This is a genomic window from Pseudomonas sp. LAMO17WK12:I1 (assembly GCF_900177315.1).
GTDB classification, from domain to species: Bacteria; Pseudomonadota; Gammaproteobacteria; order Pseudomonadales; family Pseudomonadaceae; genus Aquipseudomonas; species Aquipseudomonas marginalis.
On record NZ_FWZV01000001.1, the window covers coordinates 286,702 to 302,680 of the forward strand.

15 protein-coding genes are annotated in these 15,979 nt (G+C 62.7%); 3 read left to right on the plus strand and 12 right to left on the minus strand.

The features are described from left to right. Positions 1 to 13: 13 nt before the first annotated feature. Complete coding sequence (locus B9N88_RS01330; protein WP_027608468.1) at positions 14 to 1,081, plus strand: branched-chain amino acid ABC transporter permease; 1,068 nt, start codon at positions 14 to 16, stop codon at positions 1,079 to 1,081. 28 nt (positions 1,082 to 1,109) lie between these two features. Continuing rightward, on the plus strand, positions 1,110 to 2,441 hold the full coding sequence (locus B9N88_RS01335) for an ABC transporter substrate-binding protein (RefSeq protein ID WP_027608469.1): 1,332 nt from the start codon (positions 1,110 to 1,112) through the stop codon (positions 2,439 to 2,441). Between the two features lie 26 nt (positions 2,442 to 2,467). Here B9N88_RS01335 and B9N88_RS01340 read toward each other — a convergent pair whose 3' ends face one another. The 11 genes from B9N88_RS01340 to B9N88_RS01390 form a co-directional block, all read right to left on the minus strand. Continuing rightward, positions 2,468 to 3,634, minus strand: coding sequence for an alpha/beta hydrolase family protein (locus B9N88_RS01340; protein WP_027608470.1), 1,167 nt, complete (start codon positions 3,632 to 3,634; stop codon positions 2,468 to 2,470). Between the two features lie 25 nt (positions 3,635 to 3,659). Beyond that, complete coding sequence (locus B9N88_RS01345; protein ID WP_027608471.1) at positions 3,660 to 4,634, minus strand: VOC family protein; 975 nt, start codon at positions 4,632 to 4,634, stop codon at positions 3,660 to 3,662. Between the two features lie 165 nt (positions 4,635 to 4,799). After that, positions 4,800 to 6,224: a carbohydrate porin gene (locus B9N88_RS01350; protein ID WP_027608472.1), complete on the minus strand. Its 1,425-nt coding sequence runs from the start codon at positions 6,222 to 6,224 to the stop codon at positions 4,800 to 4,802. A gap of 81 nt (positions 6,225 to 6,305) precedes the next feature. After that, positions 6,306 to 7,544 (minus strand): MFS transporter, encoded by a 1,239-nt coding sequence (locus B9N88_RS01355; RefSeq protein WP_027608473.1) that lies wholly within the window; start codon positions 7,542 to 7,544, stop codon positions 6,306 to 6,308. Positions 7,545 to 7,592: 48 nt separating this feature from the next. Continuing rightward, positions 7,593 to 8,534: an NAD-dependent epimerase/dehydratase family protein gene (locus tag B9N88_RS01360; RefSeq protein WP_027608474.1), complete on the minus strand. Its 942-nt coding sequence runs from the start codon at positions 8,532 to 8,534 to the stop codon at positions 7,593 to 7,595. 1 nt (position 8,535) lies between these two features. Then, positions 8,536 to 9,528 carry a fumarylacetoacetate hydrolase family protein gene (locus tag B9N88_RS01365; protein ID WP_027608475.1) on the minus strand — a complete coding sequence of 331 codons (993 nt, stop codon included), beginning with the start codon at positions 9,526 to 9,528 and terminating at the stop codon, positions 8,536 to 8,538. Beyond that, on the minus strand, positions 9,525 to 9,956 hold the full coding sequence (locus B9N88_RS01370) for a VOC family protein (protein ID WP_027608476.1): 432 nt from the start codon (positions 9,954 to 9,956) through the stop codon (positions 9,525 to 9,527). The genes B9N88_RS01365 and B9N88_RS01370 overlap by 4 nt, the downstream gene beginning before the upstream one ends. Positions 9,957 to 9,967: 11 nt before the next feature. Beyond that, positions 9,968 to 10,720 (minus strand): SDR family NAD(P)-dependent oxidoreductase, encoded by a 753-nt coding sequence (locus tag B9N88_RS01375; protein WP_027608477.1) that lies wholly within the window; start codon positions 10,718 to 10,720, stop codon positions 9,968 to 9,970. Then, a complete protein-coding gene (gene hisD / locus B9N88_RS01380) occupies positions 10,720 to 12,003 on the minus strand; it encodes a histidinol dehydrogenase (RefSeq protein ID WP_027608478.1) in 1,284 nt (427 codons plus the stop codon). The genes B9N88_RS01375 and hisD overlap by 1 nt, the downstream gene beginning before the upstream one ends. A gap of 29 nt (positions 12,004 to 12,032) precedes the next feature. After that, positions 12,033 to 13,049: an SMP-30/gluconolactonase/LRE family protein gene (locus B9N88_RS01385; protein WP_027608479.1), complete on the minus strand. Its 1,017-nt coding sequence runs from the start codon at positions 13,047 to 13,049 to the stop codon at positions 12,033 to 12,035. Between the two features lie 15 nt (positions 13,050 to 13,064). Next, on the minus strand, positions 13,065 to 14,192 hold the full coding sequence (locus B9N88_RS01390; RefSeq protein WP_027608480.1) for an FAD-dependent oxidoreductase: 1,128 nt from the start codon (positions 14,190 to 14,192) through the stop codon (positions 13,065 to 13,067). A gap of 297 nt (positions 14,193 to 14,489) precedes the next feature. Here B9N88_RS01390 and B9N88_RS01395 point away from each other — a divergent pair, with 297 nt between their 5' ends. Further along, positions 14,490 to 15,416: a LysR family transcriptional regulator gene (locus B9N88_RS01395; protein WP_027608481.1), complete on the plus strand. Its 927-nt coding sequence runs from the start codon at positions 14,490 to 14,492 to the stop codon at positions 15,414 to 15,416. On the opposite strand, the gene B9N88_RS01400 is transcribed toward B9N88_RS01395, so the two are convergent. Further along, a complete protein-coding gene (locus B9N88_RS01400; RefSeq protein WP_027608482.1) occupies positions 15,404 to 15,844 on the minus strand; it encodes a winged helix-turn-helix transcriptional regulator in 441 nt (146 codons plus the stop codon). The genes B9N88_RS01395 and B9N88_RS01400 overlap by 13 nt on opposite strands. Between the last annotated feature and the right edge of the window lie 135 nt (positions 15,845 to 15,979).

Genomic DNA, 15,979 nt, shown 5'->3' on the forward strand with positions numbered 1-15,979 from the left:
GGGAAATGCCTGCATGTTGTATCAAGAAGTCGGTCAAATCAGCACCTCCTACGCGGCCGAGCGCCGCACCTTTCGCCTGCGCCAGGACCGCGTCGCGCTGTGGCTGCTGCTGGGCGTGGCGTTCTTTGCGGTGCCCTGGCTGGGCAATGACTACTGGTTCAGCGCGATCCTGGTGCCGCTGCTGGTGCTGTCGCTGGCCGGGCTTGGGCTCAACCTGCTGACGGGCTACGCCGGGCAACTTTCACTCGGCTCGGCGGCGTTCATGGCGGTGGGCGCGTTTGCCGCCTACAACCTGCAGTTGCGGGTGCCCGGCCTGCCGCTGCTGGTGAGCTTTGCCCTGGGTGGCGTGATCGCCGCCGCGGTGGCGGTGTTCTTCGGCTTGCCGAGCCTGCGCATCAAGGGCTTTTACCTGCTGGTGGCGACCCTGGCCGCGCAGTTCGTGGTGGAGTGGGTGCTCACCCGCTTCAGCTGGTTTACCAACGACAACGCCTCGGGCGTGATCACCTCGCCGCCACTGCTGATTGCCGGGCTGGATTTCAGCTCACCGCGCGGCCGCTACGTGCTGACGCTGGCCGTGGTGGTGACGCTGTTCTGGCTGGGCAAGAACCTGGTGCGCAGCGAACTGGGCCGCAACTGGATGGCGGTGCGCGACATGGACACCGCCGCTGCCGTCATCGGCATTCGCCTGTTGAAGGCCAAGCTGCTGGCGTTTGCCATCAGCGGCTTCTACCTGGGCATCGCCGGTTCACTGTGGGCGTTCGCCTACCTCGGCACGGTGGAGCCCCACGGCTTTGACCTGAGCCGCTCGTTCCAGGTGCTGTTCATCATCATTATCGGCGGCCTGGGCAGCGTGCTCGGCAACGTCCTTGGCGCGGCATTCATCGTGTTGTTCCCGATTCTGCTGGCCAATCTCTTCGCGCTGTTGCCCGCCGGACTGATGGATGCCGGACAGCTGGAAAACATCCAGAAGATGCTGTTTGGCGCGCTGATCATCGCGTTTTTGATCAAGGAACCGGAGGGGCTGGCCCGTCTGTGGCAGCGCTTTCGTCAACGGGCCAGGGTCTGGCCGCTGCGTTACTGAACTCAATAACCCCCCAGGAATCACCTCCATGACACATCGCTTATCGCTGCGCCGCCTGGCCTTGGGCCTGGCCCTGATCACCGCCGGGCTCACGGCCGGCGCCCAGGCTGCCAACGAACAATACTTCCCGTTGCAGAGCTACCGGGTCGGCCCGTACGCGGCCGGTGGCACCGGTTTTTTCGGGGGCTTTATCGACTACCTGCAATACATCAATGCCAAGGGCGGGGTGAACGGCGTCAAGCTGACCTGGAGCGAATGCGAGACCGAGTACGTGGTGGAAAAAGGCGTTGAATGCTATGAGCGCCTCAAGGGTGGGCTCAACGGTGCGCCGGCCGCCGCCACCAACCCGCTGTCAGTCGGCATCGCCTATGCCACCCTGGACCGCTCCACCGCCGACAAACTGCCGCTGATCACCATCAACCATGGCCGCACCGATTCCACCGACGGCAGCGTGTTCCCCTACGTGTTCCCGCTGCAGCTCAACCCGTATTCGGAAGTCTCGGCGATCATCAACTACATCGGCCAACGCGAAGGCGGCGCCGACAAGCTCAAGGGCAAGAAAATCGCCGTGCTCTACCACGGCTCGCCCTACGGCAAGGAAACCAATGGCGTGCTCGAAACCCTGGCGAAAAACGCCGGCTTCGAACTGACCCTGCTGGAAGTGCCGCACCCCGGCAACGAGCAGCAATCGCAGTGGCTGAACATCCGGCGCCTCAAGCCCGACTGGGTGATCCTGCGCGGCTGGGGCGTGATGAACCCGGTGGCGCTCAAGTCCGCGCAGAAAGTCGGCTACCCGGCCGATCACATCATCGGCAATATCTGGAGCAACTCTGAAGAAGACGTGGTACCGGCCGGCGCCGCCGCCAAAGGCTTTATCTCGATCACCACCCACCCGTCGGGCACCGACTTCCCGGTGCTGCAAGGGATCAAGCAAAGCGTGGTAGACGCCGGCAAGGGCAACCTGGCCGACCCCAAGCGTTTCGGCACCGTGTATTACAACCTGGGCGTGGTCAACGGCATCCTCAACGTCGAAGCCCTGCGCCTGGCCCAGGAAAAATACGGGCAAAAACCACTGACCGGCGAGCAGGTACGCTGGGGCTTCGAACACCTGAACCTCGACGACGCACGCCTGCAGGCCCTGGGCGCCAAGGGCCTGGTGCAACCGCTGAAACTGTCCTGCGCCGACCACGAAGGCGGCGGCGCCGTGCGCTTCCAGCAATGGGATGGCCAACGCTGGAACCTGATCAGCGACTGGGTACAGGCCGACCGCGCCCTGCTGCGGCCGATCATCGAAGCCTCGGCGGCGCAGTACGCCAAGGAGAAAGGCATCACGCCGCGGGATTGCAGCAAAGAGCAGTAAGCCCGAAATAGACCGTTGTTGAGCGCTCACCCGGAGTGGGTAGTACCGCCCAGGCGCTCAGCAACCCAATCGGCAATCCAGGCGCCGGCGTTCGAGGTGTTGTCCAGGCTGCTGTGGTGGATACCGCCTTCACGCGGGGTGAACACCTTCAATTCGCGATCCGGGCTGTTGGTGAGTTGGTCATAGGACTGATGCGCGTACGCCAGCGGAATCTGCCGGTCGGCCTCGCCATGACTCACCAGGAACGGCACCTTGATACGCTCCATTACCCCGTTGAGGTGCACCTGCTCGGCGAGCGTCATGAACGCCTCCATGCTGCTCGCACCCCACACCCAGCACACGTGCTCCCAGTAGTGCGGCACCGGTCGTTCACCTTCGCGGGCCAGGCGGCGCTTCTGCATTTCGCCCCAGTTATGGTTCGCCCCCCACACTGCGCCCAGGGCGAAGCGCGGTTCGAACGCTACAGCGCGCGGGCAGTAATACCCACCCAGGGACACCCCCAGCAAGCCGATACGCAGCGGGTCGATTTCGCGGCGGGTTTGCAGGTAGTCCATCAGCGGGCTGGCCCACAGTTCGGTGTTGACGACTGCGGTCATGCCATGCAGGCGCAGGGCTTCGCCGGTGCCGGGCTGGTCGATGAACAGGCTGGAGATGCCGCGTTTGGCAAGCAATTGCGGGAACAGCCCGGCGCGATGGACCATCTCCTTGGTGCTGTCCAGGCCATTGATCACCACCAGACACGGCGCCGCGTCAGTTACGCCCTCAGCCGGGGTGAACAGCCCGGCGAGATGGGCACCGTCGTAGGGAATTTCAAACCGCCGGGTATTTTCGCCAGACAGTTCGACGCCTTCGGCGAAGGTGCGCAGAAACTTGGCGTACAACGCTTTGCGAGGCGCATGACCGTGAGCCTGCATACGCTCGGCAGTGATGAAATACACCGCCGCGCGGTTCAACTTGTCACCGGCGCTGAGCCACCTGCCGGCCGCCTTGTCTTCCTGCGCCAAGGCCACCAGGTTGTCGCCTCCAGCCTCCCAGGCGGCCATAAACGCCTGGGTGCCCGCATCGTCACCCTGGCGGGCTACCTCCAGCAGCGGCCGGCACATGGTGTCGATCTCGCCGATCTTGCCGCCCATCTCGATGGCTGCCGCAACTGCCAGGCTCCACACATAATTGGTTTCGAAATACTGGAACATGCTCATGGGTCAATCCTTGTGAAAATCAGCGGCGCATAGCCGGGAATTCGCCCTGGTAAAAGGTCACGTCCCAGGGAATGTCGTCCTGCATGAACGCAGGCGGGTTGCCCATCCACTGGGCCGTGCCGAAGCGAAACTCCCATTCGCGCGGTACCCAACTGTCGTCGAGGTAATCGGTGTCGGCGCCGTACTCGGCCTCACCACCGGTGGGTGAGTTGAAGTAGCAGAAGATTGCCGAAGCGATGCGGTGGCGGCCGGTACCGAGAAAGCCATGCTGCCAACCGCGTCGGGTCATGTAATTGGAGCCGACCATCACCTCGTCGAAGTCCTCGACCCCGAAGCAGGTGTGATGAAAACGCGGCACCCCGCCCGCCCCCGGTGCCTTGTTATTGAGCAGGAAGGTGTTGTGGTGCTCATTGGCACCGTCGGCGCGCAGGTAGGTACCCACGCCTTTCTGATGGTCGGACAGGCGAAAGTTCAGACGGTCGCGAAAGAACGCAAAGCTCTGCCAATAGTCATCCACGGCAAACACCACGTGGTTGATGGTTTTAGGTCGAGCCCGCGTGCGCCATTTGCGGTGCTGGTTGAGACGGTTGACGTTGCCGGCAGCGTTGACCGGGTCGGGGGCGTAAGTGACTTTCCTGCGGTTGAACACGCGAAGCCCCAAGGCCTGGCCGCAATCGCTGAGAAAGTGCCAGGCATCATCATCGCCCAGGAGAACCTCACGGTCGCTGGACAAGTCGGCGACCAGCCGCGCCAGGTTTTCAGCGTTGTCCACGCCCCAGATGGTCTCCTTCACACCGAAGCCTTCGTAGCGCGACGCCGGAATAGAGGGGTGATGCATTTCGCGCACGATAATGGTCGAGCCTTCCTCCAGTCGATACAGGCTTTCCTGATCGTTGGCACTGAGGCGCACCAGGCCGAAATCATCAAAGAAGCGCGAGGCCAGGGCCAGGTCCTCGACGCCATACAACAGGGTGTCGATGCCGATGATCGCCATCTCAGGTCTCCTGGAAAGTGAAATTGCGCTGCATGGTTGTGTCCTCGTCAAACAGGGGTCTAAGGCCAGAGTAAGAAGCCCGGCCCATGCCGACTAATCGTTTGTCGACATGGGTTCTATCCATGGCGTGGATGGCTTCAGGCGCCCGCCATGGAGTGCGGCGAATCAGTGACGGCTGTTCAAACCCAGCATCTCGTCGAATTGCACATGCAACAGCAGCCCGGCGGCATAACCATCGCGCGGGTTGACGCCGGTGTAGGGGTTCAACCAACTGCTGGCTCCCCACGTACGCAGCACGAAGGGGCTGAGGACGATGCTGTCGGTGAGGATGAAGTTGGCGTCCAGCGCGACCGCATACTCGTTGCGCCCGGGGCGGTAACTGCCACCGCCCGATGCCGCGTGGGCCTCTTCAAGGAAGCGTTGCTCGCGACTGGTCAGTTGTGCCCAGTTGACGTTCACCGAATAGCTGTCGAACGGTCGGCTGCGAAAGGGTGCGGAAAGAATCAGCCCTGCGTTGCCTTGGGTGCCGACGCCATTGGTGGTGCCTTCATCAAGTGTGTGGGTCAAGCTGGCATAGGCCGCTACCGCCGTTGGGTTGAGGTCTTGGGTGGCGCCGCCGTCCTGGCGCCAGACGGTTTTCTTGGCGCCCAGGTAGAAACCTGTCACGCCCTTGCGGGTATCGGCAGCGGCAGTTGTGTCAGTGACTTTCGAGGTGCCGTTGACCGTGAAATAGGGGTCGGTCTGTTGCCCGTTATTGTGAAAGCCCAGCACCTCGAACGTTTGCGGGTAGGCTTGCATGCGGTAGTCGGTGCGATAGGCCAGGTTCGCCAGGTACACCGTACTCAAGGTGCCGCCACTTTCGCCGACGTCGCGCTCCCAGCCATTGGTGAAGGGATAGGCATTGTTGCTGCGCCACGCACCGACCTGCGCGCGCACGGCGGGGCTGAAATCGTAGCCGACGCGCGCGCCCCAGTTGGCGTAGGGCGGCGGGTTGATACCGGCCGTGTCCTGCAGGATCGCGTTCACGCATCCCAGCGGCACGTTGCACAGCGGCAGCGCAAAGTAGTTGCCGGCGTTGCTCTTGCCCGCTTCGATGGACAGCTTGTCGTCGAGCAATTTCTGCTCGTAGGTGAACAGGCTCAGGTGGCTGACATTCGGAATGTAAGGGCCCGGTTTACCGGCAATCACATCACCCACCTGCCGACCGTAGTCCAGGTTGCTGGTCCAGGGCACGTACAGCTGCTCGAAGTGGATCGTCCCACCGGGCAGGCCAATGAGCTTGTCGAGGTTGAAGTCGGCGCCGATGGCAAAGATGGTCAGTGACTCGTGGTTACCGGTGTACAGGCCGGCGCTGGGGTTGCGCAGGTAAATCTCAGTCATCGACAGGTGCGGGCTCACACCATGGTCGTTGAGCCACTTGCCCTGCGCCTCAAGAAGCTTGCCACTTTTGGGTGGCACATTGGGCTCCACATTCAATACGCGCGGACCGACTTTTTCATTCGGGTACTCGTCGCTCGGCGCGTCGGCAGCCAGGGCGGGGCCTGCCGTCACGATGATCAATGCACAACCAACCACCATTCGAATCGTCATGTTCAGTCTCTTTTGTTGTTTTTATGAGATAAGGGGGCCTGCTCCGGTACCAGGGCACCGGAGTGTTCGGTCATTCCAGGGTCAGGCGTCTTCGAGATTGACGCCGGTCAGGCGCAGGTTGCGTGCCGCCCGGCACTTCACCAGGCTGGCGCCGAGTGCCAGCAGTACCACCGGCAGGCAGAGCCAGCCGGCCCAGCCAATGGTGGTGGCCAGGCTTCCGCTGACCTTGCCAACGGCCACGACCAGGATCGGACTGAAAAACATGCCCAGGCAGTAGCTGCCGTACCACATGCCAGTGCCCAACCCGCGGCGCTGCCACGGCAGTTCACGCATGTTCCAGATGGCCAGGGTGGGCAACATCAGGCCGCAGCCCAGGCCGTTGATCAGTGCAACAACCATGATTGCCTGCCAGGTGTGCATCGCCGGAATCAACAGAAAGCTGGTAGCGATCAGGCCAAAGGCCAGGGCCAGGCAATGGGGGGTACGCAGGCCCAGGCGAGTCAGCAGGTGCACGCTAAGAGTACCCAGCACGATCATCACGCTGCACGCCGACGCGACGAGGCCAGCGGTCTGCGGCGACGGTTCGCCGATGTCCCCGAGCAGGTAGGCCATCTGGATCTGCAGGATCATGAACATGACCGCGCCGATGAAGGTCACCACACAAATCCCCAGCATCAGCAACGGCCGAAAGCTCACGTTGTTGCGCGCCTGCTCTTCGTCCGACGCCATGCTGGCTGCGCGCGGTTCCCACAGCATGACCTTGCTCAATAGCGCCAGTGCCAGGGGCACCGCGTAGACTACATAGGGCATGCGCCAGCCAAGTTCACCCAAGGCGCCGCCTACCATGAAGAACAGGATCGCCGACGACGACGCAAAGGTGGTTTGCAGCGCCAGGTACTTCTGGCGTTGCGCACCGCTGTAGTAGTCGCCGATCAGCATGGTGCTGATGGTCACCACCACCGCCTCCACGCAGCCCAGGGCGATACGACTGACGATGATTGCGTAGAGCGAGTCGAGAAACATCGGCATCAGGCCGAACACGCCGTAGCCGACAATCGACGCCACCAGCAATTGCTTGCGCCCATACCGATCGGCCAACACGCCCACCAGCGGGCTGAGCAACGCCACCAGCAAGCCGGGAATAGTCAGTGCCACCGGGATCAGGAACTCGACGTTAGGCACGTCGGAAAAATGCGCCTGCATCTGTGGCAGGCTCGGCGCTACCACGATGGCCGCCATCGGTGACAGACAGTTGATCAACAACAACAGGTACGTAGCGAGGGTCGCCTTTGACTGGGTGACGCGGGTAGGAGCGTTCATGGCCTCTCCGGATTGTTATTATTAAAGGGTGAAACGCACGCTTGGGTATTACAACTGCAGGGTTCGCTCGATCAGTTGCTCGATGCCTCCATCATGGCGCAAGCCCAGGGCTTCGGATGCCTCGGCATGCAAGGGCGGATAGCGGCCGAAATTCGCCTCCAGGTGTTCATCAGGCTGGTACTCCACCTGTGCACGGCGGTCTTCGCCGAAACGCCTGCACAGCCCGTCGACCAACTGCGCCATACTCAGGTGCAACACCGGCAGCGCGAACACTCGCCGCGCCACCAGTCGCTCGGGCGCCAGCGTAGCGGCGTGCAGCAGGTTATCGACACAGCGTGCCGCCGACATCCACCAGGCCTGCGCCTGCGGCGATACCGGGCACTCGAAACGCGTGCCCGCCGCCAGCGCCCAGAACACCTCGCTCATGAAGGCCGACAACAACCCGGAAGGTTGCGGCGGGCGGGCCACAATGCCCGGTAAGCGCAGGCTGATGCCATCGATCCAGCCACGGCGGCTGAAATCATCGATCAGCAACTCACCCATCAATTTCTGGGTGGCGTAACTCAATTGCGGGTGCAGGGGCGTATGGTCGTCTACCGCGGTCGGCAAGGGCGAGCCATACACCGCAATGGTGCTGGCGAACACTACCCGCGCCGGGTTGGGTTGATCCTTGAGCCCTTCCAGCAACGCCAACGTGGCGTCCAGGTTGACTCGACGGCCCAGGCTGTAGTCGCGCTCGGCGGCCCCACCGGGGATGCTCGCCAAATGGAAGGCGATATCGACCGGCGTTTCCAGGGCATCGGCCAGCAACCGCAGGTCGGCGATACTGCCGGCAAGGCAGCGCACGCGGGGGTCCGGCGGTATCTGAGGAAACGCCAGGTCCAGCAGGGTCAAACGTGTCCAGCCCGGCAGTGCATAGGGATCGGCCAGTAAGCGACGTACCAGGGTGGCGCCCACAAAACCATTGGCGCCGGTGATCAATACATGCATGTCAGTGCTCCTGCACGGGGGCTGGAACAAACCGGTGATCGATGGCGCCGAACAGGCTTTGCCCGTCCAGGCCAAAGATTTCAAAGCGCAAACGGTCGCCGAATTTCAGGAAAGGCGTGTTCGCCTCACCCTGCTCGATCACTTCTATTGCACGTCGCTCGGCCAGGCAGGCCGAGCCTTTGGCGGTGTAGTCACGGTTGGAGAAGGTGCCCGAGCCCAGCACCGTACCGGCGCGCAAGTTGCGGGTACGAGCCAGGTGCATTACCAGTTCCGGGAAGCTGAAGTCCATTTCATCGCCGTTGGGTTCGCCGAAACGCTGGCCGTTGCACTGCACATGCAGCGGCAGCTTGACGCGGCCGTCGTGCCAGGCTTCGCCCAGTTCATCCGGGGTGACCGCCACCGGCGCAAACACCGTACTGGGTTTGGCCCGCAGTGGACCGAAACCGATACTCACCTCCTTGAACAGATGCGCGCGCAGGCTCACGTCGTTGAGCAGCATCAGCAGCTTGATATGACCCGCCGCTGCCGTTGGCTGAACGCCCATGGGCACATCATCAAGCACCACTGCCACCTCGCCCTCGAAATCGATCTGGTGGTCCTCGCCGGGCACCGGGTAATCGTCGCAGGCACCGAAGAAATCGTCCCCGGCGCCCTGGTAGATGATAGGCACGCCGGGATCTTTCTTGATGTCCAGATTGTACGCACGCTCCATCAGGCTGCCGTGGTTGAGGAACGACGAGGCATCGGCCCATTGGTAGGCACGGGGCAGCGGTGCCATGGCCGCGCGCGGGTCAAAATCGAACGCCTGGGGTGCCCGGCCTGCGTTAAGTGCGGCGGACAACTGCTGCAATGCCGGTTCGCAGCGGGGCCATTCTTCCAGCGCAGCCTGCAGGGTGCCGGCGATTCCACTGGCCAGCACCGCGCGGCCCAGGTCGCGACTGACAACCACCAAGCGCCCATCGCGGGTGTGATCCTTCAGGGTTGCAAGTTTCATCGGTGTGCTCCTGGCCCGGACCACAGGGCCGGGCATTCAATGAGTTCCAGCAGATTGCCGCTGTTGTCGCGCACAAAGCCCATGGGGCTGCCTTCGATGACCGTCTCAAAAACGATGTCGGCACCTTTGCCGCGCAACGCGTGGAAGGCAGTCGCGGCATCCTGCACGGCAAAGCACAAGTGCTTGTGGCCGTGGGTCTTGAGGTCCAGGTGCGGCTCGCGACGGTCACTCGGTAACGGGTGCGCTTGGTCCAGCTGGAACAGCTCGATGCGGTAGTCGCCGCAGCGGATAAAGGCGATATGCGCCGGGATCCGGTCAATGTAGGCGCGGCTTTCCAGCTCGAAACCGAGCATCCGCCGGTACCAGCCGATGGACGCCTCCAGGTCGGGGACGCTGATCCCGCCGTGGTGGGGTTTGATCGCAAACATGGCAGCCTTCCTCAGTTCAGTGCCCGACCGCCATCCACTGGGATGACCGCGCCGGTGGTAAATGTCAGGTGGCAGGCCAGGGCCAACACCGCCTGGGCGACCTCTTCGGGCAAGGCCAGGCGACCCAACGGGGTACGTGCGGCTTGCTCGTCACGCCAGCCCTGGGCCAGGCCCTGGACGAACTCCGTATCGGCCAACCCCGGCGCCACCGACACCACCCTTACCTGAGGCGCCAGGGCACGGGCCAGGGACTGGGTCAGGTTGTCCACCGCCGCCTTGCTGGCGCAGTAGGCAATATTGCTGCCCATCGCCGTACGCGCGGCAATCGAGCTGATGTTCACCACCAGCCCATCGCCGCCGGCCTTGAGCAGCGGTGCCAAGGCCCGGATACAGGCGATCGGACCGCGCACGTTGATGGCCAGGATATTGTCGATCAGCCCGTCATCCAGACCCTCAAGGTCGGCATGTTCGACAAACCGCGTCGTGCCGGCGCAATTGACCAGAATGTCGCAACGCCCAAAGTGCCTCTGTACCTGAGTGGCCAGTCGCTCGAGCATGGCGCTGTCGGTGACAGGTGCCGCCACGGCGAGGTGGCCACCGGCAACAGTCGGCAGGTCAGTCACCAGGGTATGGGCGGCATCGCTGGAGCGGTTGTACCCCGCCACTACGCTGGCACCCGCGCGGGCCAGGGCATGGCAGATCACCACCCCCAACCCGCCGGTGGCTCCGGTAACGACGGCGACCTTGCCTTCCAGGCGGCCCATCAGGAGGCCTTCTTCAGGCGACGCACACGGATATCCGCCTGTTCCTTGTGGCCGGAGAAATGCTCCAGTGCACACAACCGCGAGCAGACTTCACCGATGGCCACGCTGGCTTCGTCTGTGAGCACCCGCTGGTAGGTATGAGTCTTGATGAACTTGCCCACCCAGAGCCCGCCGGTGTAACGCCCGGCGCCCATGGTCGGCAGCGTGTGATTGGTGCCGATCACTTTGTCGCCGTAGGACACATTGGTGCGATGCCCCAGGAACAGGCCGCCATAGTGAGTCATGCGCGCCAGGAACCAGTCCGGGTCGCGGGTCATCACCTGCACGTGTTCAGAGCAGATGCGCTCGGATTCGGCGAGCATCTCTTCGTCGCTGTCACACAAGATGATCTCGCCATAGTCGCGCCAGGCCACACTGGCCACCGGAGCGGTGTCCAGGCGCGCGAGCACCTGCTCGATGGCCGCCGGCAATTCTTCGGCAATACGGCGGCTGGTGGTCACGCAAAACGCCGGTGAAGTCGGCCCATGTTCGGCCTGGCCCAGCAGGTCGACCGCCACCAGTTCGGCATCCACCGTGTCATCGCAGATGACCATGGTTTCCGTAGGCCCGGCGAACAGGTCAATACCGACGCGACCGTACAGTTGACGCTTGGCTTCGGCCACGTAGGCATTGCCCGGACCGACGATCATGTCGACCTTCTCGATGTGTTCGGTGCCCAGGGCCATGGCAGCGACACCTTGCACGCCACCCATCACATAGATTTCATCAGCCCCCGCCATGGCCATCGCGGCGATGATCTCCGGCGACGGCTGGCCATCGAATGGCGGTGCACAGGCGATCACGCGTTTCACACCGGCCACTTTGGCGGTAAGCACGCTCATGTGCGCCGAGGCCAGCAGCGGGTACTTGCCGCCAGGGATGTAACAGCCTACCGAACTCACCGGGATGTGCTTGTGCCCGAGCACCACGCCCGGCAGGGTTTCGACCTCCACGTCGCGCATCGACAGCAACTGGATTTGGGCGAAGCGACGGATCTGGGCCTGGGCGAAGGTGATGTCCTCAATGGCCTGGGGCGACAGGCTGTCTATGCACGCCTGGATCTGCTCCTGGCTCAGCCGCAGGCTCGGCGGGTTCCAGCCGTCGAACTGTTGCGAGTACTCCCGCACAGCCGCTTCACCACGCTGATCGATCGCATGGATAATCTGTTCGACCGTGTCGCGCACCTGGGCGTTGAGTGCCGCCTTGTGCTCCGCCGGTTTGCCTTTTTTCAGATAACGAATCATGAGCCGGTTCCTGTCTTGTTATTCGGTATTCAGCGCCAGTGGATCAGCGGTTGGCCCGCCAGTGGCGCCCGGAAAAACGGAATGCGTGTGCCCTGCAGACTGCCCAGGTACACGGTTTTCAAATCGGGCCCGCCAAACGTCAGGCTGGCCATCCACGGTGCCAGTGTGCCGTGGGCGGCCTGCATGATCTGCGGGGTGAGGGTTTTGGCGCGGTAGTGCTGGTTCAGCAACGCTGTGGCGACCGGGTTACCGTCATCAAGCAGGTTGAGTACTTCGCCATCGGGGGTCAGGGCAATCAGCTTGTCGCTCATCACCAAGGTCACCCACAGGTTGCCGAAGCTGTCGAAGGCAAAACCGTCGGGAAAGCCCTCCAGCTCCGCCGGGCCAAACACTTCACGCTCCCCTAGCGAGCCGTCGGCCTGCTGGCGCAGGCGGGAGATTCGCCGCACATTGCTTTCCACCACGTACAACCATTCTTCGTTGTCGTCGAAGCGGATTTCGTTGGTGCCGCCAAACCCTTCGGCGACGATGCGAATGCCCTGGGCGTCGATCACGCCGATGTAGCCATCCAGCACGCCGGAATTGATCGAGTCGGTCCACGGTTGCATCGTGGTCGTCACCGTGAACCAGATACGCCCCTTGCGATCCCGTAGAGGGAAGTTGGTCTTGCCCAGGGGCTTGCCGTCGAGCTGGTCAAACAGCACCTGGACATGGCCCTGGCGGTCGAGCTTCTCGATACGGTCCAGGCCCCAGTTGCAGATGATGAAGTCGCCCTGCTCCGTCAGCGCCAGGCCATTGGGCAGCGACGCGCCCTGGGACTGCACATAGCGCGATTCGAAGGACGCCGCCTGCGCCTCCACCTGCGTGGGCGCCAACAAGGTCTGCTCGCCATTGGCAGTAATATGCATCACCCCGCCACGTGCGTCGGCGGACCACAGGCTGCCGTCGGGCTGGGCGATGATGCATTCGGGGCGTTGCAGATCGTGGCCGACGAAACCGATAGCGTCGCGGTCGACCTGCCAGCCTTTGAGTGGATTACGTTGCATGAGCATGTCCTTGGGTCAGATAGGCTGGGCGACCACATCGATCATCTGTTTCATCAAACCGGCGAAGTTGGCATCCGGTGTCGGCCGCTGCTCCCACTCGCCGATCTGCACGGACCCTTGGTTGATGAATTTGCAACGCTCGTAGCGACGCTGCATGAAACCTTCGAGCACCTCGGCCAGACTCAGCTCGGCGCCACACAGTTCACCCAGCACCACGGCATCCTCCACCGCCTGCGCGGCGCCCTGGCCCATGTGCGGCGTGGTGGCGTGCGCGGCATCGCCAATCAACAACACGCGCCCGCGGTACCAGGGGGCCGGCATCAACAGGGCTTCGAGTGGGCGGTAGACCACTTGGGTGTTGTCGGTGATCTGGGCGCTCAGCTCCGGCACCAGGCCGCCGTAGCCTTCAAGACGTCGGCGGAACTCGGCGGCCAGCGTGTCCGGGTCGAAGAACGGGTTGCCGGGTTCTTCGAACACCGACAGGATGTACAGGCTGTCTTCGGTCAATGGCGTGTAGCCAGCCTTGCCGCCCGGCTTGCCCTCAAACATGTGCGACCAGAGCAGGTCCTTGGGCCGTGGCAGGTTGTAGCGCCACACGCCCTGCCCCGTGAATTGCGGCGTGTACTGCTCGCCGAATACCGTCGTACGCACTTTGGAGTACACACCGTCAGCCCCCACCACCAGGTCATAATCACCCCGACTGCCGTCGGTGAACCCCACGCTGACGCCGTGTTCATGTTGAGAAATATCACTGAAGGTCAGGCCCAGACGCAGGTTGGCGCCACTGGCGGCCACCGCATCAAGCAATACCTGATGCAACGCCGGACGGGTCAGTCCGAGGTTCGCGGGATACTGCTCGCCGGCCAGCCGTGCACCACTGAGTTCGGCTTTTACCTCCCCCTGCTGGTTGCAGATGCGCAGGCCCTTGTAAGGGAAACCCGCGGCCACGGCCGCGTCGGCAATACCCAGTTGCGCCATGGCGCGAATGCAGTTGGCCTGGACCACGATACCCACGTGATACACCTTGGCCTGGGGGCTGATTTCGACAATATCGACCACTACGCCGGACTTGCGCAGGGCGATGGCGGCGCTGAGGCCGCCAATGCCACCGCCGACGATCAGCACATGCTTGATGGCGCTCATCAACGCACTCCTCTTGGATGCAGAGTGAAGTGGGCACACAGGCTTGGAAGCGTGAGGTGGGACACAGGACTGCTCTCCATATTTATTGTTGTTATGGCCGGCCTCACAGGGGGCTGGCTGAACATGGGCCAACCTTACTCACCCCTCAGGTATGCCGGAAATTGTTTGTTCGGATAGGTCCCATCCATCAGATGGATAGCCCAACAGCCACCGCTATTTGCGTTTCAAATCCTTTGCCAGGCAGGTATAACAAGCCTGGATGCCCGTAAGCACAATCATAAAAAACGGAGTAACGCCATGCGCTTTCACGGTCTGGATTTGAACCTCCTCGTGGTGCTGGACATGCTGCTGGCGGAGCAGAACATCACCCGTACCGGTGAGCGCCTGCACCTCAGCCAGCCGGCCACCAGTGCGGCGTTGTCACGCCTGCGCGACTATTTCGAAGATGATTTACTGGTACAGGTCGGTCGCAGGATGGTCCGTACACCGATGGCCGAAACCCTGGCCCAGCCGATTCGTGATTTGCTGATCCAGATGCGCTCCACCTTGGAAAACCGCAGCCGATTCCAGCCGGACCTGGCACGCCGAAACTTCACGCTGATGGCGTCGGATTATGTGGGCATGGTGCTGCTGCCCGAGGTCAGTCGCAGGCTGAACACCCTGGCACCGTCATGCTCCATCGAACAGTTCCTGCCCACGGATGAGGCCGCCCTTGAGATCGAGCGTGGGCACGTGGACTTCCTGGTGCTGCCGGACAAGAACATCCTCAAGGAACACCCCTGTGTGGCGCTGTTCAGCGATGAATACGTGTGCGTGATGTGCAAGGACCATCCGGCGGCCAATGGGCCTTTGTCCATGGATGACTACAAGGCGCTGGGGCACGTGCTGGTGCGCTGGGGCGGCGAACATCGCGCCCCCATGGCTGATGAGTGGTTTGCGCGCAGTTTCGGGTTCACACGCCGGGTGGAAGTGACCACCAACACCTTCAACAGTGTGCCGCCGTTTCTGATCGGTACCCTGCGGGTCGCCACCATGCACCGTCGCCTGGCGGAGAGATGGGCACAATACTTGCCGCTGCGGATCGTGTCCGCCCCCTGGACCGCGCCGCCGCTGACCATGTCCATGCAGTGGAACAAATACCAGCAGCTCGACCCCGGGCTGGCCTGGTTGCGCAACCTGATCATCGAGACCGCCGCCTCGATGGATCCCGATCAGGCATCGTAGGCCTGGCGGGCGGCCTCGATGACCGGGGCCTGTTGTTCGAGCCACACCAGCAGCGCCTCAAACTGGGTGACCAATGAAACGCCCAATGGCTTGAGGCTGTATTCCACCTGCGGCGGAATGGTAGCGATCACACGACGTTCGAGCATGCCGTCACGTTCCAGCGCACGCAGCTTGAGGGTGAGAATGCGCTGCGACAAGCTACCTTCCGCCATATCGTTGACCTGCCGTTGCAGTTCGGTAAAACGCAGCGTACCGGTGTGCAGCACCAGCAACAGCAACGGGGTCCAGCGGTCGCCAAGCCGAGCCAGGGATTCACGCACAGGCCCATGGGGATCATTGCCGCCGCGCAGCACCCGCGCTTTCAGATCATCCAGCGCCTGGCGCTGAATCTTGTCGACCACATGCATCGAGCCTTCACCTTTGTGCATCCCTCTCTCCCTGCCAGCCCCTGGGGGGTACGTACATTCAGGTAACCGACCTACATTAAAGTGCCGTCTTCCGCCTGCCGGCCCGTTGCCCCAGTATCCGGCACAGCGGCGCCCTGCCCCCGGGCAGTACGCCGA